General features: G+C 54.4%; 17 protein-coding genes. 7 read left to right on the forward strand and 10 right to left on the reverse strand.

Translation table 11 applies throughout. The features are described 5' to 3' along the window. Positions 1–1,416 precede the first annotated feature (1,416 nt). Together AC2FFA_RS21475 and AC2FFA_RS21480 are read left to right on the forward strand one after the other, a co-directional pair. On the forward strand, positions 1,417–3,210 hold the full coding sequence (locus AC2FFA_RS21475) for an adenylate/guanylate cyclase domain-containing protein (RefSeq protein WP_496853177.1): 1,794 nt from the start codon (positions 1,417–1,419) through the stop codon (positions 3,208–3,210). Between the two features lie 54 nt (positions 3,211–3,264). Further along, on the forward strand, positions 3,265–4,611 hold the full coding sequence (locus tag AC2FFA_RS21480) for a phosphatase PAP2 family protein (RefSeq protein ID WP_496853178.1): 1,347 nt from the start codon (positions 3,265–3,267) through the stop codon (positions 4,609–4,611). A 4-nt stretch (positions 4,612–4,615) separates the two neighbouring features. Here AC2FFA_RS21480 and AC2FFA_RS21485 read toward each other — a convergent pair whose 3' ends face one another. The 9 genes from AC2FFA_RS21485 to AC2FFA_RS21525 all read right to left on the reverse strand — a co-directional run bounded on the left by AC2FFA_RS21485 (position 4,616) and on the right by AC2FFA_RS21525 (position 15,010). Next, positions 4,616–7,507, reverse strand: coding sequence for a hypothetical protein (locus tag AC2FFA_RS21485; RefSeq protein ID WP_496853179.1), 2,892 nt, complete (start codon positions 7,505–7,507; stop codon positions 4,616–4,618). An 801-nt stretch (positions 7,508–8,308) separates the two neighbouring features. Continuing rightward, positions 8,309–8,584 carry a hypothetical protein gene (locus AC2FFA_RS21490; RefSeq protein ID WP_496853180.1) on the reverse strand — a complete coding sequence of 92 codons (276 nt, stop codon included), beginning with the start codon at positions 8,582–8,584 and terminating at the stop codon, positions 8,309–8,311. A gap of 102 nt (positions 8,585–8,686) precedes the next feature. Beyond that, positions 8,687–9,328, reverse strand: coding sequence for a 3-oxo-tetronate 4-phosphate decarboxylase (gene otnC, locus AC2FFA_RS21495; RefSeq protein ID WP_496853181.1), 642 nt, complete (start codon positions 9,326–9,328; stop codon positions 8,687–8,689). Further along, positions 9,325–10,602 carry a 3-oxo-tetronate kinase gene (otnK, locus tag AC2FFA_RS21500; protein WP_496853182.1) on the reverse strand — a complete coding sequence of 426 codons (1,278 nt, stop codon included), beginning with the start codon at positions 10,600–10,602 and terminating at the stop codon, positions 9,325–9,327. Before otnK ends, otnC begins: the two co-directional genes overlap by 4 nt. After that, positions 10,599–11,396, reverse strand: coding sequence for an N-acyl homoserine lactonase family protein (locus tag AC2FFA_RS21505; RefSeq protein WP_496853183.1), 798 nt, complete (start codon positions 11,394–11,396; stop codon positions 10,599–10,601). The genes otnK and AC2FFA_RS21505 overlap by 4 nt, the downstream gene beginning before the upstream one ends. Beyond that, positions 11,393–11,680 carry a putative quinol monooxygenase gene (locus AC2FFA_RS21510; RefSeq protein ID WP_117870790.1) on the reverse strand — a complete coding sequence of 96 codons (288 nt, stop codon included), beginning with the start codon at positions 11,678–11,680 and terminating at the stop codon, positions 11,393–11,395. The genes AC2FFA_RS21505 and AC2FFA_RS21510 overlap by 4 nt, the downstream gene beginning before the upstream one ends. Further along, complete coding sequence (locus tag AC2FFA_RS21515; RefSeq protein ID WP_496853184.1) at positions 11,680–13,191, reverse strand: tripartite tricarboxylate transporter permease; 1,512 nt, start codon at positions 13,189–13,191, stop codon at positions 11,680–11,682. Before AC2FFA_RS21515 ends, AC2FFA_RS21510 begins: the two co-directional genes overlap by 1 nt. 4 nt (positions 13,192–13,195) lie before the next feature. Next, positions 13,196–13,945: a hypothetical protein gene (locus AC2FFA_RS21520; RefSeq protein ID WP_117870794.1), complete on the reverse strand. Its 750-nt coding sequence runs from the start codon at positions 13,943–13,945 to the stop codon at positions 13,196–13,198. Positions 13,946–14,002: 57 nt separating this feature from the next. Further along, positions 14,003–15,010, reverse strand: coding sequence for a Bug family tripartite tricarboxylate transporter substrate binding protein (locus AC2FFA_RS21525; protein WP_117870796.1), 1,008 nt, complete (start codon positions 15,008–15,010; stop codon positions 14,003–14,005). 135 nt (positions 15,011–15,145) lie between these two features. On the opposite strand from AC2FFA_RS21525, the gene AC2FFA_RS21530 reads away from it, so the two are divergent. From AC2FFA_RS21530 to AC2FFA_RS21550, 5 genes are all read left to right on the forward strand, one after another. Then, positions 15,146–16,234, forward strand: a complete 1,089-nt coding sequence (locus AC2FFA_RS21530; protein ID WP_496853185.1) for an isocitrate/isopropylmalate dehydrogenase family protein — start codon at positions 15,146–15,148, stop codon at positions 16,232–16,234. Next, positions 16,231–17,262: a Gfo/Idh/MocA family protein gene (locus AC2FFA_RS21535; RefSeq protein WP_496720677.1), complete on the forward strand. Its 1,032-nt coding sequence runs from the start codon at positions 16,231–16,233 to the stop codon at positions 17,260–17,262. The genes AC2FFA_RS21530 and AC2FFA_RS21535 overlap by 4 nt, the downstream gene beginning before the upstream one ends. Next, positions 17,259–17,936 (forward strand): GntR family transcriptional regulator, encoded by a 678-nt coding sequence (locus tag AC2FFA_RS21540; protein ID WP_496853186.1) that lies wholly within the window; start codon positions 17,259–17,261, stop codon positions 17,934–17,936. The genes AC2FFA_RS21535 and AC2FFA_RS21540 overlap by 4 nt, the downstream gene beginning before the upstream one ends. 214 nt (positions 17,937–18,150) lie before the next feature. Then, on the forward strand, positions 18,151–19,251 hold the full coding sequence (locus AC2FFA_RS21545) for an Acg family FMN-binding oxidoreductase (RefSeq protein ID WP_496853187.1): 1,101 nt from the start codon (positions 18,151–18,153) through the stop codon (positions 19,249–19,251). Next, positions 19,241–19,690: a MarR family winged helix-turn-helix transcriptional regulator gene (locus tag AC2FFA_RS21550; protein WP_496685944.1), complete on the forward strand. Its 450-nt coding sequence runs from the start codon at positions 19,241–19,243 to the stop codon at positions 19,688–19,690. Before AC2FFA_RS21545 ends, AC2FFA_RS21550 begins: the two co-directional genes overlap by 11 nt. Positions 19,691–19,735: 45 nt before the next feature. Here the strand turns inward: AC2FFA_RS21550 and AC2FFA_RS21555 are convergent, their stop codons facing one another. Continuing rightward, the gene (locus AC2FFA_RS21555) at positions 19,736–19,858 is read right to left on the reverse strand and encodes a tryptophan-rich sensory protein (protein ID WP_496853188.1); all 123 of its coding nucleotides are present in this window, start codon (positions 19,856–19,858) and stop codon (positions 19,736–19,738) included. Between the last annotated feature and the right edge of the window lie 6 nt (positions 19,859–19,864).

Below are 19,864 nucleotides of genomic sequence, written 5' to 3' on the forward strand. Positions count from 1 at the left end.
CCTATCCACCTCGCAATCCACCCTTTTGCGTTCGCTGCCTGTGCGGTTTGGCGCATTTTAGAGAATCGTAAGGTTGGTAATTGTTGGTGTTGAAAAATGTTGAATTGCGGAAACGCGCGAAAGCCTGAATGGCGGGTCTAGCAAAAGAGCGCGGTAAAGAATTTAGCCCCCCGCGACGGTTTATGAGTTCACGTGGCTTCGAAGTTTACTGCCAGCCTGTTCAAGTAACGCAGTAGCGATCTGTTGGACGATTCCTCCCAATGCTCCAACTCCGCAACAAGGCGATAATACGTGCGCCAGTGCATCCCCTTCGGTTTCGTTCCTTCCATTAGATCCGGATCGCCCAACCAACCCAGACGTTCGCGTGTTTTGTCTGCACGCCTTAGGCTACGCTGAAACGCGGCTTCTCGCTGGGACGGATATGCGATTTGGTGGCAATGACGACACGCGAAAATACGCCCGCCATAGAGCTTAGCGACACGTCGACCGCATCCGCGTGCTGGGCAAGCGAACCAATCGCGATGGCCTCCGTAATGACATGGCTGAGAAAGCAATCGCACCGGGTAGTTGAGGTTCTCCCACTCGTCGCCGTGGTCCCGGCTGCGATAGATGAGTCTCACACACCCATGCTCGGCCAGTACGTCGATGCTGGCGACTTTTTTGCCTTCGATAGACCATTGCCAAGAAAAGCGCCGTCCAGGCGTCAGAAAGCCCTCACGCGCCCAGCGCCGCACGTCGAGGCTTCGAAATTCGGAAGTCACGCTCTTTGCTCCCCAATGCCAGTGCCTACCACTTCCAATACCGCCCATTTACTTCTCCAGATTTTATCGAAATCATAAGGGCGAAACTTCCGCTAAGAAAGAAATGTTCTTACTATGTTCTGATGCCGGACTATATAAAACACAGTCAAAGCGGATGTCCACGCGCTCAGCAGCGAATGGCCGCCTCGAGCCCAAACGCGACATTGGAGATACGTGCGGCATTGGTCCCGAAGGGGCGGAGAGCAGCTACTATCTGCATTTGCGCGTCGACTTCCACAGTTTGACGTGGAAGCGGACATTCAGATTGCGATTACTTCGGATCTATTTCTGCATTGCAGCATTTGCGCTTGGCTCAAAGGTATACTTCACTCAGGCTGACGCGAAGGTCGGATTTTTCGCCCTTCTGAAGCCTAACAAGCTGAATTTCAGAGTGTCTGCCGTCAACGTTTGCCATCCCAATCTTGGTGTTCGTACCAAGGCGGGCTTCAGCGACAGTGAAACCTCCCGTTCTTAAAACGCAATGCCAACCAAAGCGAATCCGCCGAAGTAGGCTATTGAAAAGGCCAATAGATAGACCGACACAGAGTATAGAGTTAAGCTTCTGAATGAGCCGATCTACATTGGCCAATTATGTGTTTTTCGAGGGTGTTATTGGATGGTTCAGACTGACGGACCTCGCGCGGCCGAAATGCGTCGGCTTGCAGTCGTCGCATTCGCGGACGTTGCAGGGTTTTCGCGTCTTGTCGCAGAAAACGACATTCGCGCCGGCAATAAATGGAAAACGTTAAAAGAAGGTGTTTTGCTGCCCTTGCTAAAACGACATGGCGGAAGGCTAGTTGAAACCGCCGGAGATGCAATCCTTGTCGAGTTTACAAGTGTTGTCGCGGCCCTAGAGTGGGCGGTGGATGCACAGAATACCCCGCAACTCACGGCTGATATGGATTCGGGCAGTGAAAGTCATTTGCAATTGCGGATTGCAGTAAATGTCGAAGATGTCTTAGTGCAAGATGGGAACATACTGGGCGACGGCGTAAACATTGCATCGCGTATTCATGATGCAGCGGCCCCCGGTCAAATCATAGCTACGGGCATCGTACGGGAATTGGCTGCCAACAAAGCCAATGTCAGTTTCAAAGATATCGGGACTCCCCGGCTTAAGAATATCAAACGCATTGTGCACTTGTTTCAGGTGATTCCTTCTGATGCAGCGTCCGAAGAAGAGACGCGGTTGCACCAACCCTTTATCGAGTGGACCTCCCGCCCCACCGTTGCAGTTCTGCCGTTTCGCGCGTCATCGGGCCATGAAATGGAGGAGTATTTCGGGTCTGGCATCACCGAAGACATCATCAATGGCCTGTCGCGCAGCCATGCCTTTCACGTCATCGCGCGCGCCTCGACTTTGCGATTTGCAAAGCGTTCGATGGACTTACAGGAAGTTGCCTCGCTGCTAGGCGTCAACTACGTGATGGATGGCAGTGTGCGCCGGCAAGGCGATAAGCTGAGGATAACGGCGGAATTGGTCGACGTCGCCTTGAACCGATCGATTTGGTCCGAGACGTTCGACGGAAGTGCAGATGACCTATTCGACTTCCAAGATACCATCGTGGCAGCAGTCGTTGGATCTTTTGAACCGCGCCTGAAAGCGCATGGTATCAAGCGCGTTCGAAATCGCTCTACGGAAAGCCTTGACGCATATGACTGCGTTCTCAAGGCGGCCTCGGAACTGTACCGGTTCACTGAGGACGGTTACCGGAACTCCGGAACTGCGCTGCGACGGGCGATGGAGCTCGATCCTACATATGCGCAGGCCTACGCTTATTCTGCATGGCGACTGAATTACCTATTTGGCGAAGGGCACTCGGACGATCCTGAGCGGGACAAAAAACTGGCCATTGAACATGCTCAGTATTCAATTGCACTTGATCCCGAAGACTCGTTTTGTCAGGTCGTGGCGGGTCATTTGACAAGTCTGCTCCAAGGCAAACCCCATCAAGCACTGTCGATGTTCGATTTGGCTTTGTCGCTGGATCAAAACAATGCTTTGGGCTGGGCCTGGAGTGGGGTTACTCTGTCCTACCTTGGCCGCGGTGAGGACGCGATACACAGGTTTCAGAATGCCTTTAAGCTCAGTCCTTTTGACACTTTGAATTTTACATGGTGGACCGGCGCCGGAATTGCGGAGTTTGTGTCTGAGAATTATGCCGAATCCATTTCTTGGTTGGAAAAGGCTCGGCACGTAAATCCGCGCTTCATTGCAACGTTGAGGATTTTGGCCGCAAGTCTCGCGATGAATGGGGAGGAAGAAAAAGCTCGAGAAGTCGGTAAAGAGTTATTGAGTCTCGACGAAAAATTCTCGGTCGATCGTTTTGTTTCATGGTACCCTTTCTCTCATAGCGAACACAAACGGGCTTTGAAAAGCGGGCTCTTGATCGCGGGCTTGCCGCGCTGACCGGTTTTTTCCACGGGCAATTTTTATCCGTATCAATTTCTAGGGAGACTTCAGATGACATCGGACATGAATACTGGAAATGGCATGGGCATGGGGCGCGGCATGGGCATGGGCATGGGGCGCGGCATGGGCATGGGCATGGGCCGCGGCATGGGCATGGGCATGGGAACCGGCATGGGCATGGGCATGGGAACCGGCATGGGCATGGGCATGGGAACCGGCATGGGTATGGGCATGGGAACCGGCATGGGTATGGGCATGGGAAGCGATTCCAATGTGGGTGAAATCCCAGTCGGCGCAGATGGGGGCATCGGTTTTATCCGCAGCTACTACGCAACCCCTATCGAACTTGCGTTATTGCCATGGGCGCTCAACTTTACCCCCGACAATGCGGGCAATCCCTCGTTTCCGCTGGACTACATCATCAGTCCTTATCAGCCAGGTAAACCCCTGCTGGAATGGACAACACAAGACTGGGACCCCGCTCTGCGGTTCTGGACGTTGCCGTTCAACAAGCACCTGACGGAATGGTTGCGGGCGGCAGATCGATCCGAACCAGGCACGCTTGCCGCACTCGAGTTCGCAGGGGAGGCTGACAAGTGGAACCCTCTTGTCGGGTTCGATCCGGAACCGGGTTTTGGTGGAGCTGGTTGGTTGGAACCGGATGATTTGACATGGCGACCAGCGGGGAGTTCACAGGCGCAAAAAGACGCAGCCTTTTCGATCATAAAAGGCGAATTGGAAACGTTAAAGCACTACATGGAGGATGACCGGCAAAGCTACCTTGTGGAGTCAGATATTCAGGCGGATGGGTTACCCGACTATCTGGTTCATTTCCTTGGTATCAATTCTTTTGATCATCCCTATACGTTGCAGCTGATCGATATAGGCCTCGCAATGGGGAATGTGGCCTACATGTCCTACAAAGCGCATTACAAACGGGTGCGTCCATCGATCCTGCGTCCCGGCCTGACTGTTCCTTTCGGTCCGCCCGCGCATCCGGCGTTTCCCAGTGGCCATTCCTTTCTTGCGCACTTCATATCATTGCTTCTTTGCGAAATTCCCGGCATCGCAGCGCGGTATGGTGTCCAGCCTGACGACACAAACAAGGGAGATGGTCACGTATTGCGCAAACCAGTGAGGGACGATCTGACAGGACGGAAGCAGATCAATTCACCGATCTTCACGATCGCGCAACGCATCGCTGTCAACCGCGAGCGGATCGGGGTGCATTATCCCTCTGACAGCTACGCCAGCCGCCACTTGGCAGCAGCAATCTGGGAACTCCTCATGAAACCGGTCGGAGATCCTGTCCGGATTGATTGCCCGACACTGGATACGATTATTTCACATGCAACGAGCGAATGGCCAGATTCGTGGTTTACGCCAGTGGCCCCCTAAAGCCTCAGGAAAGCTGTAACAGCATCAGACCGAGGTTGTTGTCAGCCGCCACCAGATCGGTTAGCGCGCGTGGCTTCGTTGGTGGCGTTGCTTGATCTGGGATTTCAGAAGCCAGCAATGCTTGCGGATCCGAGTTGGCCAAATCGTCATTACAACTGCTCTCAAGCAGGATGACGAATCTCGCATCGGCAACGCCTGCTTCCATCGCTTCGGTGACTTCATCCGGAATCTGAATCTCTTCAGTTGTTCCTGTCTCCAGGTTCGGAATGGGAGGAAGTGGGACACTGATCGTCCAGGTGATGTTGTTCGCGAGATCCCAATGTGGCGCTGTCATGTCGCCGGTCACGATGCCAAGCCACATTCTCAAGCGCACTTCACCGGAAGGCTCGCGACCTCGGTTTCCCAGAACAAAGCCGCTTTGGGGGTCGACCATCCATGCACGGTCTCCGGTCCAGTCGAGAGACACGGGTGCATAGGTGCCCGGCCCGAAATGCAAGGTGCCACCGAGCAGGTTGTCTTGCTCTGGTCTGCCGTCCTGCAGATAGATATCAACGGGTGCAGGCCGACCTGAACCGTTTGTGGTTTGCTCGACATCTTCAACGAACATACCTTGCGCTTCAAATGCCCACCGCACGACTTTATGCGAGACCCCGCCCGACCAAGAATCTCCGAGTGCCGACGCGAATGTGGTATCGAGTGTGCCCGGCGCCGGTTCTGGAACGTCCAGGGCGGAGCTCATCAACAGGCTCACGTCTTCCATCGCAAGTTCGAGCATCTCTGCTTTCGATGGAGATTGCGCAAAGGATGCTGTCGCACGCACCAGAAGGCAAAGCGTCATGAAGGAAGCCCGATACCGGGTGTAGCGGTCCGGTTCTTCTCCGTGAACAGTGTCGCCACCAAGCGCGCGGTAAAGCCGGAAAATACTGGAGGAAAGGATCTGTTCGGTCAGATACCCTTTGAGAGTCTCACAGCCGGTCGGCGGGGCGGCAATCACAGATCTATTCAGGGTTCCGTACCACGCCCAACCCAGCAGCGGGGACCGGTCATGCCTTCGGGCCGTGAAAACAAAGGGGTATGTGATGCCCCGAAACCGTGAGCCGAGGCCGTCTGTCGTATCACTCAGCCGCGAAAAGGGGTCATACCAAACCGCCGCCAGCGCATCTCCCGCGCTGTGCGCGAAATCGAACTCGAGCTTGCCGAGACGCGCTGCAATCAGATAGTGCCCCATTTCATGCAGCATCCAACGCCCACTGGATGCAATTCCAAGAGGCTCAGGCGGCAGAAAACGTTCGTCCGGATGTGTCGACCCTGTGGCGTCAGGGTTCTCTGGCCGCGACCAGCGGTTGAGATTGGCCAAGGCCAGCCGGATTTGTACTTTTGGCTGAATACCTTGCGTGGCCTCCGCACAATCGAATGCAACCTGCGCATTGATCGTTCGACCGTCCCTTCCCGGGCCCGGGAAAATTCCGAATCGATAGAAAATCTCGACCTTCTTTTGTGCCCGCACTGCGTAAAGCGCCGGCGGCAACCCGACTGCTTCCATAAAGTGAAAGAAATCGAGACTGTGGCAATAGGCCATGATTGCCGAAAAGTCGTTGCGGCGCGGCGCGGGGTCCTCTCCGCCCGGGAGAGGAACGGTTTTTACGCCGGGGCCGGCCATTTTATCTGCAATCACGTAGTCCGGGCAGCGGCGGACTTCAAAGCCGTCATCGGTCAGTGCCTTGCCCGCTGCAGGCCCGATGTTGCGGGCGACACGGTACGCCTCAAGGGCCATGTCTTCTCGCGTGGGGAGTCGCAGCGTGTAATTGTATCGCTGAGCACCCGCCTGAATCCAACCCGGCGGTGTTTTCACGAAAACCTCCGCTTCCCCCGGGGCCGCAGCATGCGTCACGAGCGGGTGCACCTCAGTAGACAGCCGGATGTCTTCAGTTCTGAAAGGCACAGAAATCTCAAAATCGGAAACGATTTGATAGCTTTGAGGCATTGGGTAGCCTGGCCGCACATTGTACAGTGGCGGGCTCTGAGAGGCTGACATGGCTTTCGAAGACAAGCCAAATCGAAATACCTCGGTCTCGCCTGTCCCGTCTGTAGATTTGGGCAAGAGAAGTTGTTCCGCGTTCATTGTATTTTGGTCAACAAACGCATCTTGGGCACTGCGCGCCGTGAGCTCACCTAAGATCGACTGAAACGAGCCGACGTCATCACGAGACAAAAGTGCTTTAATGAAAGCTTTTTCGTCAGCAATGCCATTCATCAAAAGTTCGCTCGCGCTGGTATAGCCTTCCGCAGGGCGTTCAACGGTGACAGAGCGGACAATGACGCGGATATCGCCATCGGGCTGGCGTTTCACCGACATCGGAACGCGCACTCCGAAAGAGTAAGACGCCACCTTGTCTGCCGCCGAATAGGTTTCGGCGGCCGTCATGATCACGAGGGCTGGTAGTCCGCCACCCGCTTGTCGCGACAGGTTCCACGATGCAAGCGTCGGCGGATCGGCATCGGCTGTTGAGCCAATGTCAGGCCAGACGTCGAGCCAGCGAATAAGACCAGGCTCGGGAGCGGGGGGCGCCGGACCAAGCGCTTCATGCCAGCTGTCCGGCATCAAGGGAGCGACCTCGAAATCTTCATCCTCCGCAGGGTAACGTGGTTTCCACTTCACGTCCTCAGGATCTAGCAGAGCGCGAATTGCTTCGACATATCGAGCCGCGACCGTTTTTAGCGCAGCTTCCAAGTCTTCGTCATCGCTGACAACCGCGATGTAAGGCACGTTGTTGTGCGCAATCAGTCGCGATGGACGTCCTGACCCCGGATACTCTTCTTCTTCGCGCAGCCAGTTTGGGGGCCATAAATCCGTTTGATACGCCTCGGGCGGCCAGTCGAAAGTTGTAACTGTCAATGTGGGTATCCTGTCGACATTAGAAAAAGTAGCGGCGTTTGAAATGTTAAAACAGTAACACAATGTGAACGTTCTGAACACTGTAACAGGAAAACGTGGCTTCAACGGCTTTTGACTTGCACGGCCCTAAGATTGTCGGGATGCTTTCGCGCCGGATCCGCCGGATCACATTGATACGCTCGCCATACGATAGTATCATCAACGGTCGAAAGAAGTGTAAAGTTGAAACGGAGCTAGCTTGCAGCCGTAGGAACAAAAAGAGCAGGTCAGAATTTGCAAGTCATCGACATGATTTGCCGTTGCAGTGAACGTCGGCAAAGTGAGATGCAGCCGCAGTACTTCCGGCGCGTATCGAATGTCCGGCTTGAGTCGGAAGCAACAGCCGAGACACCCGCCATAAATGTCCGCAAAGTCCGCATAGCAGTCGTTCAGATGTACTGCAGCGAACGTCTGCACCGAGCCCAAAGCCCCGGATGCTGCAGCGTTCTTGAAAATCGGTTTCGGAGAGTTTGGTTTGCCTCTTATCGGCGGCGCCGTAGAAGCCAAAAACTGAAGCTGAAAAATTCAAATACAAATGCGCCGGCAACTATGCCAATGAACAAGGGGAGCCCAAAGAATGCGCATATCGCCCCGCCCAGCGCGGCACCTACGGCTGCGCAGCCTATGACGAAGGCTGCCATTAGTATGAAGTCTTTCAAGTGCCACTTCAGGCCTTCGCGGAACTCTGACTTCCAGTTTCGTTTCGTGCGATATTCCATCACCTGACGTTGATCAAAAAAGAATGTCCATAATGCGGCAACTCTATTCTCGAACCTTGACGTATTCAAAGCGGTCATTGGAGGATGTGCAGCGAGTTGGCGCTTCGTCCGCTACTCGGACCGACGCTTTGCCGATACCGGACGGGCCAAGGTGGGGTGCTTGGGTCATGCTTATGAACCCGCGTTCCACCAGGTCCCGAAACCAAGGGCCAACCGTGTTGCGGTGGACGTTTAGCGCCGTTGCTGCGTCGCGGTGGCTTAGGATGATACACCTGATGTAGGCGCGCTCATAGCGCTGCATTCCTGCTATTGATTTCATTCATTAAATTCAGGTGAACTTGCCCATAACTTTGCGTGGTATTTGCGCATAAATTTGCACTATTTGCCAAAAAGTTTGCACACTGTCCCTATCGGTGTCCAACTACATCCTTCCGAAAGTCTCTTTGAGTTTTGCGACTTGTTCTGCATCCAACATCCGGATTGGCATACCCCGCAGTGCCACGAGCAGCTTGGCTGTTTCTTCCAACTCTTCCGCTGCACAGACCGCTGAAAAGAGATCCTTTCCCGATACGACGGGACCGTGATTAGCCAGCAGAACAGCACTATACTTGCCGCCCAGTTCGCGGATCAAATCACCGGATTTTGGATCACCCGGCTTAACGTATGGAACCAGTTTAACCGTGCCTACGCGCATGACCACGTATGGTGTAAGCGGCGGAATACAGTCATTGGAATCGGTGTCTTCCAGACACGACAGTGCGGTGGCCCAGGTCGAATGCAGATGCACCACTGCACCGGCTTCCGGTCGCGTCTCATAGAAGGCTTGGTGCAGAAAGACCTCCTTGGTCGGCTTGTCTCCGGAGACGTGGTTGCCATCCAAATCAATCTTGGCAATTCGCTCGGGGTCAACATTGCCCAAAGTCGAATTCGTTGGCGTCATGAGAATCCCGTCCGGTAGACGCGCAGAGACATTGCCCGCAGTGCCAACGGAAAAGCCACGCGTAAACAGCGAGGCGCACAGCTCCGACATCTGCTGCCGCAGCGCCATTTCTTCAGAACTCATCTGCCTGCCTCCATCATTCTGAGCGCTTTAGCGAAGAAATCCTGAGCGCCAAAGTTCCCAGACTTTAGAGCCATTGCAATGGGTTCTGTTTTCCCAACGCTCAGGACTGGCACGCCCGGGTCAATCTCTGGCCCGATTGACATAGCCGGTGACCCCAGTGCCTCAGAGACGGCCTTGGCAACAGCTCCCGACGTCTCCCCTCCGGCCACGACAAGGCGCTTATAACCCGTTTGGACAAGTTCCCGTGCAGTTTCTGCAAAGAGATTATCCAGCCTGTTCGCTACAGCTTCCTGACCAAATTGATTTTGGATCGCTCGCACATCATCCGGGCTTCCCGATGAATACGCGAGCGGCGCCTGACCCGGATGCGCTTTAAAGAAATCCAAAAGCGTTTGCGTGGTCACATCCCCGGACATGACACCCGGAACATCAATGGCGAAGCTCGGATGGGATTCGGCATGTACATGTATCTGCCCACGGGTCGCACCGGAACACGACCCAGCAAGGATCGCGGCAGGCCCTGCAGCACCGGTGAACAAACTGCCAGTACTTTTTGATGAAGCCTCTCTTAAGAAGTTTCTGGGTAGCCCCAGCGCTATCCCGGATCCCCCTGTAATGAGCTTGGCATCCTTTAGGGCTTCGCCCCAAGCCAACAAATCCTCGTCCGAAATCGCATCACCGATCACAAAGCGTTCGTCGACGTTCCGCAAAGCAGCAGCAATTGCCTCTGAACTTTGTTTCACAGTGTCAATTGGCACCAACCCAACTGCTTCTTCAGTCTGATACTGCAACCATCGCCTGATATTGGCATCCGTCATCGGAGTAAGAGGGTGATTTTCCATCCCTGACTCGTGCAAAAGCTTACCGAGCACAAATAGATGACCGTGATAGACCGTGCGTCCCGTTGTCGGAAAGGCCGGGCAGAAAATCACCTTTTGCGCACCCAGTTCTTGGGCCAGTGCTTCCGCTACGGGGCCGATATTCCCTTCTGCCGTGGAATCGAAGGTCGAGCAATACTTGAAGATGAACTGGCGGCATCCTTGGTCCGCGAGCCACCGCAGAGCCCGCAGGCTGTCCGCTACAGCTTCCTCGATAGGTACTGTGCGGCTTTTGAGCGAGATTACACCCGCTTCGATCTCCTTCTCAGCCGGGGTCGTCGGAATACCTGGAAATTGAGCCGTTCGTAACCCACCTTCCGGCTCTACGCCCTTCGCTAAGGTGTTCGCGATATCACTCGCACCGGTAAAGTCATCGGCTATGACACCGATTTTCATAGTTCGATGTCCCTGTTTGGCCCAGGATCCAACCTATGGATATGCGGCGCCGCACCGACGGGAAAAACCTCACGCACAAGTGGATCATGGCCGGGCACGATAAGTCGAGGATGCGAGGACAACCTCTCGAGTGTCTCGAAACCATCCATCATGTCCTGCAGGTCGACGACGATGGGAAAGGCTTTGCGCTCCATGAAATTCTCGTAGTAATGCGAGGCATCCGAGGCCAGAACCATCCACCCTGCTGCTGTTCTTACACGAACACATTGCAACCCACGCGAATGCCCGCCGATACAGTGCACGGTCACCCCATCTGCTATCTCGGCTTCTCCATCGTAGAACACGACCTTGCCTGAATAGAGACGCTTTACGACCTCGCAGATATGGCCGGCTGTGAAAGGCGCACGCAGGTGGTCATGGCACATGCAGGGACCTGTAGCGAAGGCCATTTCCGCCGATTGAATATGCAACTTGGCGTTCGGGAACATATGCAGCCCCCCTGCGTGGTCATAGTGAAGATGGGTCACGATGATGTTTGTCACCGCTTCCGGCGTGATGTCCAAGGGGCGCAGAGCCTCACGTGGGTCCATCGCAATTGGACGACCACGGGCGGCTGCCTCTTCGGAATCGTAACCAGTATCGACCAGAATGACTTCGTTGCCGCGCTTCAATACCCAAACGAAATAGTCCATCGCGTGAGGTGCGTCGTGATTGTCATCCAAGATGAAGCTGTCGCGTCGAGTGCGGGCATTGCGATCCGCATACTTGACGGCGTGAATCTCCCAATTGTTCATCGGATGACCTCGGTATACTGGTGAACAACTTTGGCTTTTATCATATCAGCAACCGCCGCATCGAAAGTCTTGAAGTGCGCGCTTTCGAGGTGAGCGCCAAACGCGGCAGCGTCATCGTATACCTCATAGAGGAACACCGTCTCGGGATCGTCGCCGAGGCAAACGTCAAACTGCTGGCATCCGAATTCTTCACGTAAAGAGGTTGAAGCGTTTTCGACCATCAGCGGCAAAAAGGTGTCTCTCGTACCGGGCATGAGAGTGAAGGTGACAGTAACCACAAACATCAGACGGAAAGTTCTTTCAGACGTGAGAAAGCGCGCTTTGCGACAGGCAATTGGCTGAGGATCAAACCAATGTTGAGCACCATCAGAATGGCCGCACCGGGCCGCGAAAAGAAGACCGAAAGATCCCCATCCGACAAGAACAGCGACCGGCGGAAGGTTTCATCAAACAAGCTGCCTAAAATAACTCCAATAACCAACGGCGCGATTGGGTACTTCATCAGGTTCATAAAATAGGCGACGGCGCCGACACCAAGCATCAGGTAGAGATCATTGATGCCACCACCGACGCTGAAAGACCCGATTGTTGTCAGAACCATCACGACTGGCAAGAAGATGGTCTGCGGTATGGCGAGTATCTTGATAAAAACCCGAGCAGTGAACAGGCCCATCAAGAACATTGTCAGGGATGCCAGCACCAGGATTGCAACCACACGCAGAATGATCTCGGGGTCTATCGTGGGGCCCGGGATCACGTTGTTGATCTTGAAGGCCCCCATCAAAGCCGCGGCGGGTGGTGAACCGGGAATACCCAACACCAAAAGCGGGATTAGTGCGCCACCAATACAGGCGTTGTTTGCGGTCTCTGAGCACAGCAGACCTTCCAAAGAGCCTTTTCCAAACTTGTCGCCCTCGGCAGATACGGTCTTGCCGACACCGTAACTGACCCAACCGGCGACATCTTCGCCCACGCCGGGAAGCGCTCCTACCCCGGTCCCGATCACTCCTGAACGGCCAATGGTCGGCAAGTAACGTCGAATAGAGCGAAGGTTTGGAAGAATACGGCCTTTAAGGGCCAGAACTTTCCCAGCCTCAACGTGCCTTAAACCGTCGATGATTTGGGGAATGGCAAAGGCCCCCATTAAAACTGGCACGACCTGAAATCCGCTCATCAGGTAAGACCAGCCGAAGGTATAGCGCGGCTCGGACAACAGAGGGTCGAGACCCACCATGGACATCGCGAGCCCGATCAAACCGGCGATCCATCCCTTAATCACCAAATCTTCGCTCATCAAAGTGCCAGAAAGCAGAATACCGAAGAGGGCCAGCAGTGCTTTCTCCGGGCTTGCGATGTTTTTTGAAACCAAAAGCAGTGCCCAGACAAATATCAAAAGCGTGATGGTCCCGATAACTGTGCCAATGAAACTGGCCGTTGTGGTCAGCCCTAGGGCTTCGCCGCCTCGACCTGCTTTGGCCAGAGGGTAGCCATCCATGGCCGTCGCGGCGTTGGCTGCTGTGCCAGGTATGTTCAGCAGAATAGATGGGTAGGAGCCGCCGTAAATCGCGCCGACATAGGCCCCGAGCAAAGCGATGAGCGAATAGTCCAGCGGGATTTTGTTGCCGAAGAAACCCGTCAGGATCGTCACTGCCAGGGTTGCCGTCAAGCCGGGCAATGCGCCAAACGTGATGCCTAGGAACACGGAAGCGATCAAATACAGATAGGTCAGCGGGTCTACTGCCAGGCCCACGAATGCGGTCCCAAATCCAGCCAGTTGCGAAAGGATAAAATCCATCCGGTCAATCTTTCCATAGTGGACGAAGCGTCACGTAGTAGTGGTATTCGATTTGCTTGAAGATCAGCCCACCGCGCGCGGGCACGTTCTGTCGGAAAACAAAGGCCATCGCGCAAACGAGAATCAAAGGGGCCAGTATCGCGACCAGTGGTACGAACCGCAAAAGCCGTTCTGAAGCCGCTTTGGTCAACACCACAAGTGTTAGCGAGACCCATAGGACCAGTGTAAACCAATCATCTCCGTGTGCATTCCAATCCGCCTGCGCGGGAAATATGGCGAACGCAAAAAGTCCGGCAGAGGCAACTGCGATACAGGCCACCAAAGAACGCCGCGCATGGCCGCCGTAGTACCCGTAAGTCAAAGCTGTAATCAGTAACCCCGAGCACAAAATGAAGTCCACTCTGGGAACCAGTCCGACGACATATGCAAGAAGGATCAGGCCTATTGTTGAAGCTCGATAGGCTTCCGACTTATCCCATCCGATCCCCAAAGCCGTGAGCGCGTTTTGGGCCCCACCAGAGCGGATCGAAATTGCCAGCAAAACGAAGGACAAGCCAAGCAATCCACCGAAGATGAACAACGGTACAATTGCAGCCGAGTTGTACCAATCCGACCCACTTACTCCTGCGCGGTTTTCACCCCAAAGTGGAATGTCCGACGTCTTCCAAAGAAAAAAGACGGACACTGTTATAAGAACAATTGCTGCCCAAAAGTCGCGCGACCGCATGACCAGTGTTTCGTCAGGTTTGTCCATTGCCTGCCTCCTGAGGGAAAGGGCGCAATCAAGCGCGCCCTTTCAAAATTGATCGGATTAGGGCTTCTCGATACCCAGCGAGGCCGGATCGACGGTGGCAGCGCCAAGGTCCTGCAAGGTATAGGCAAAAGTAGCCTCGAGGTTCGCAAACAGTTCTTGAGCCGCTTCACCGTGCTGACCACCGACGTCGTAATTGTTTGCCGCAGCCCATTCGGCGACGGTGTCAGACGCAATCGCCTGCTCAAAGGCATCGCCAAGCGCGGCCTTTACGTCGTCACCAGCTGAGCTGTGAACTGCAAAACCAATGGCCTGTTTGAGTGGAAGATACTGATCGAGACCGTCATAGATGCCAAAGGCAGATGGCACCGTAGCTCCTGCGATTTGCGCGTCCTCGGGCGTCAGCATCGCGAGCGGTTTCAACTGACCGCCCTCGATCAAAGGCGCCTGCTCAGCCAGAGAGGTTACGACCAATGCGACCTCGCCCGCTATCGCTGCTTCTTGCCCTGGCGCCGAGCCTTTGTATGGAACAAACTTGAATTCCGCCCCGGACCCTTTTTCGATGGCGAGAAGGTTCAAGTGGTGGATAGACCCTGCGCCGGAAGCCGCTGCCGGAATAGTGCCAGGAGCTGCTTTCGCAGCGTCGACCAGTTCTTCCAGCGTGTTGTAAGGGCTGTCCGCCGGGACCGAGATCAGATCAGGTGATCCACCAACAATGAACGGATACCAAAAATCAAATTTCTTATCCCAACCACCCTGCACAGCGGCGGTAACGTTAGACTCTGACAAACCAACCAATGTATAGCCATCGTCTGGTTGGTTCATGACGTAGACCATGCCATTGGAACCTGCGACGCCACCAGTTTGATTGATCACATTGATCGAGACCGGAAGGTGTTTTTCCATCTCGGCCATGATCATTCGGTTGATCGTGTCCGTGCCGCCACCGGCCCCCCAGACCACAGCTGTGGTGATGTCACGATAAGGGTAATCCTGCGCAGCAGCTGCCCCTGCAATCCCGGTCGCCATCACGGCTGCGGCGGCCAACCGCCCTAGCTTTAGTTTCATTTCCAAGTCCTCCCAAACAACTTTGCGTTTATTGTTGCATTTAATTGCGTATACATTACAGAATGCATTGTCAACGGACTGTAGTGGAAGCTGCTATCGCGCTATGAATGCGAAACGGGAAGGAAGCGGGCCAGAATGAAAATGATTTACGATGTTGCGGTGTTCCACGGGGACGGGATCGGCCCGGAAATTATGGCCCCTACGCTTGAAATTCTGCACCAACTCTCGCTAAGCAATCCAACCTACGAGCTGGCGTTTACAGACGCACCAGCTGGCGCAGGCCACTACGCCAAAACTGGAGAATCATTTCCGGCTGGATCACTCGAAACTGCACGCAATGCGGACGCAATTCTGCTGTCTGCAATGGGCTTGCCAGATGTTCGATATCCTGACGGAACCGAGATTTCACCGCAAATTGATCTGCGAAAGCAACTGGGACTTTTTGCTGGTGTGCGTCCTGTAAAAGTAAGCAGCGGACAAATGACCCCTTTGGCGCTGCCTCCCGGAAAAGAGATCGACTTTGTCTTGATACGCGAAAGCACAGAAGGACTGTTCTTCACCCAAGGCGCTGGCGAAGTTTCCGAACACGAAGCACGTGAAACTCTGCTGATCACTCGTGAGGTATCCGAAAAACTGTTCCGTTTCGCGTTTGAACTCGCCAAGAACCGCAAGGCATCCGGTCGCGGCCAAGGACGGGTTACATGTATCGACAAAGCCAATGTTTTCAGGGCCTTTGCATTCTTCAGATCTATCTTTGACGTGGAGGCTGCACGCCATCCCGATTTGAAAGCTGACCATGCCTATGTTGATGCCACCGCTCTATGGATGGTCCAAAAGCCTTGGGAATTCGATGTTTTGGTGACTGAGAACATGTTCGGAGATATCCTCTCCGACCTTGGTGCGGGTCTCATGGGCGGTCTTGGACTGGCGCCATCAGCGGATATCGGGTTGAACCACGCTGTTTTCCAACCCTGCCATGGTTCCGCTCCGGACATTGCGGGACGGGGTATTGCTAACCCTTTTGCGATGATCCTGTCCGCAGCAATGATGCTTGAATGGTTAGGTTTGACCCATGATCACCTAGGCCTGTCCAACGACGGCGAACGATTGCGTGAAGCCGTGGAAAAGGTGACTGCGAACGGACAGAACCTGACGCGTGACCTAGGTGGCACCGCCGGAACGCAGGACGCAGCCTCATCGGTATTTGAAGAATTGCGGGCATGAATACTCAACAAGCCATCAGGGTCGCGTGTGTGGGTGCGGGGTATTTCAGTAGGTTCCACTACGAAAGCTGGTCCCGAATGCCCGGAGCGGTTCCGATTGCATCCTGCAACCGTGATATCAACAAGGCGAAAGAAACAGGACTGGCGGCTTACGATGATCTGTCAAAAATGCTGGAGGCGGAAAAGCCAGATCTCGTGGACATCATCCTTCCACCTGTGGCGCAGGCCGACACCATCCGGACGGCACTGCGCTCTGGGATAAAGTGGGTGATCTGCCAAAAACCTTTCTGCATGTCTTTGGATGAAGCTGAGATGATTGTTTCAGAGGCTGAAGCGGTTGGGGCAACTATTGTTATACACGAAAACTTTCGCTTCCAGCCTTGGTATCGAGCAATCAAAGAGGCGATGGCCAAGGGTCGAATTGGAACTCCTCTACAAGCGACTTTCCGACTTCGACCCGGTGACGGACAGGGTCTACACGCCTACCTTGACCGGCAGCCGTACTTTCAGGACATGCCTCGTTTCCTTGTTCATGAAACAGCGGTTCACTGGGTAGACACGTTCCGGTTTCTGTTCGATGCGCCCAGTGCTGTTTACGCGGACTTGCGCCAAGTTAACTCCGTAATCGCGGGCGAGGACGCAGGCTACATCTTGTTTGACCACCCCAAAGGTTTGAAAGCTCTGTTCGATGGGAACAGGTGCCTTGACCACAGCGCCGAAAACCTGCGTCAGACCATGGGCGAAGCTCTCATCGAAGGAACGGAAGGATCACTGGTTCTTAGCGGCGACGGTTCAGTTGACCTCCGCGCTTTCGGAAAACAGGAGCGACAGCAGATTTTACCTCCGAGCGATCGTGATGGGTTTGGAGGAGACTGCGTACACGCCTTGCAAAGTCACGTCATTTCAGGCCTTGTAAAGGGCACGCCGCTGGAAAACACGGCTCGAGACTATTTGGACGTGATCCGCATCGAAGAGAACATCTATCTCTCGGCTGCGGAGGGACGAAAGATCAACCTGGAGACTCCGTGAAGGATCAGGACGCAAAAACTCTTTCCAATACGCAACGCGCTGTAAGAGATTTGCGGCGGATGATCCTGTCCGGCGAACTTGCAGCCGGAACTGACCATCTGGAATCGGAACTCGCCGAGACCCTTGGCATGTCCCGCACCCCGATACGGGAAGCTGCGCTTATGTTGGAAAGCAAGGGGTTGCTGGAAATGCGGCCCCGCAAAGGCGTGCGGATACTGCCTGTTTCATCAGACGATATGCGTGAAATTTACGACATACTGACGGAACTCGAGAGTCTCGCAGCACAGCGCGCTGCCGAAGCGGGCTATTCAGAAGATGAACTGGCGGTACTTGCTGGATCAATTGCAAAGATGGACCAAGCCATCGAAGCCGAAGACCTTGAAGCCTGGGCCAAGGCCGACGAGTTGTTTCACCAGGAGCTCGTTCGGTTGGGCGGCAACAAACGGGTCGAAGCGATTGTCGCCATGATGAGCGACCAGGTACGTCGCGCGCGCGCAACGACGTTGTTCATCAGGCCCCTGCCCGTCAAATCCAATGAAGATCACCGGGTTGTTTTCCAAGCGATTAGTGAAGGCCGACCGGGTGTCGCCCGTGAACGTCATCGAGAACACAGGCTGCAAGCACAGGCTATGCTTTGCAGGATACTCGAAAAACATCGGCTCACCAGCCTCTGATCTTCTCGTGTCCGGTCGTTAATCGCCTAAAATAACTGCCTATTTTCGGCATTAAAGGCGCTCCGAATACTTGTCTCCCACGGCAGCCCACGGTTGCGTCCGGCTGCTCTGATTTACTTTTTTCAAATCACTCATCCAATCACCGCATCGACTGGGGTTGAAGTAGTACGATTTCGTATTATTTAGTTCGATATCGTACTATTGGAGAGTCAAAATGCCAAATAGAAGACGCTTTCTAAAAGTTCTAGGCGGATGCACGATTTTGGCGGCAACGGGTGCGGTTGGGTTCCTCGCTACACGCACGCCGCATGACGCGCTGGCTCCGTGGACGCCAAAACCGTATGACGACCCTCGCAAAGCCGCTTTGTCCTATGCAATTCTCGCCCCCAACCCGCACAATTTGCAACCTTGGCTGGTCGAGTTGGTTGGGCAAGATAAGGTGCGCATCCACCGCGATCCTGATCGCGAGCTTCCCGAAACCGATCCCTACCACCGCCAGCTCTTTATTGGCCTCGGTGCATTTGTTGAGACGATGGTTCTGGCAGCAGGTGCTCTCGGGTTTGATACCGATGTCAAGTTACTGCCAGATGGGGATGACGGACCCATCGCAGAAGCAGTGTTTGTTCCTGGCGGAACACCCGATCCACTCTCAGATCAAATCCTCAAACGGCATTCCAACAAAGAGCCGTACACTAAACAGCGGCTGTCCGAGGCGGAAATGTCAGTCCTTGAAAACTATGCCACTCTGATTTCCGATGAGGATCTAGTGGCCCGTGTTCGAGACCTCACGAAACGCGCCTTTGAAATCGAAATGCGAACGCCGCAGACCCTGAAAGAATCCGTCGACCTGATGCGGATCGGGAAAGCTGAAATCAACGCCAACCCAGACGGGATAGAATTACGCGATCCCATGCTGGAAACGCTGCGACTTACCGGCCTATTGGACAATGAAACCCTTATGAATGTTGACCACCCAGGCACTCAGTCACACATGCGAGGCTACTTCGCCATGCTAGACGCGACGCCACAATACGCAGTCCTCACGACAGCCACAAATACGCGAAGCGATCAACTCGATGCCGGACGTCAGTTGATGCGTTTCTACCTAAAGACAACCGAAATGGGCTTGGGCGTTCACCCCGTCAGTCAGGCACTTCAGGAGTATCCCGAGATGGCCGATGAATACGCTCTGGCGCATGAGCTTCTTGCGTCACCGGGCCACGCGGTGCAAATGTTGCTGCGTTTGGGGTATGGACCCGAGCCAATTGCCACCCCCCGCTGGCCGCTGGAGACACGAATTCTGAATGAAGCCTGAAGATGAGACCAACGAAGTTTACCGGTTCTTCACCGAGGTCGGGATCATCAATCAGCTGATCTCGGCCAAGCTTGAAGCGTTCTTACCTGGTAGAATGACCGCAACCCAATTTGGCATATTGGGCCACCTGGTCCGGCGTCCCGAGGGAGAAACTCCACTACAGCTATCAAACGCTTTTCAAGTGCCCAAGACGTCGATGACGCACATGCTCTCCAGTCTTGAAAATCATGCTCTGATTACCCTTGAAGCCAACCCCAATGACAAGCGTTCAAAAATTGTCCGGTCCACGCCGCAAGGCGCGGAGTTTTTGGAAGCTTGTATGGAGCGGATTTCGGAAGCCCTGGTTCCAATTTTGTTCCAACTCGGGCTCGATCCGTTTCACAATTCGTTGCCGAATCTGACGCTCATACGCGAAGCTTTGGACAGCGAACGGGACTAGGCAAAAACCGGTGTTAGCTAGAATACGAAGCCAAATTCTTAAACATCATGCAATCTCCGCCCGGGGGAACGCGAGAATGACCACAAGGGCAAACCACGGCAGTTGCAGTACAAAAAAGGTTGGGGACCACAAAAAGTTCAGAGCCATCTGTGCCCACCACAGCTTCATGGCAGC

The sequence above is a fragment of the Ruegeria sp. YTSB088 genome (assembly GCF_059609825.1).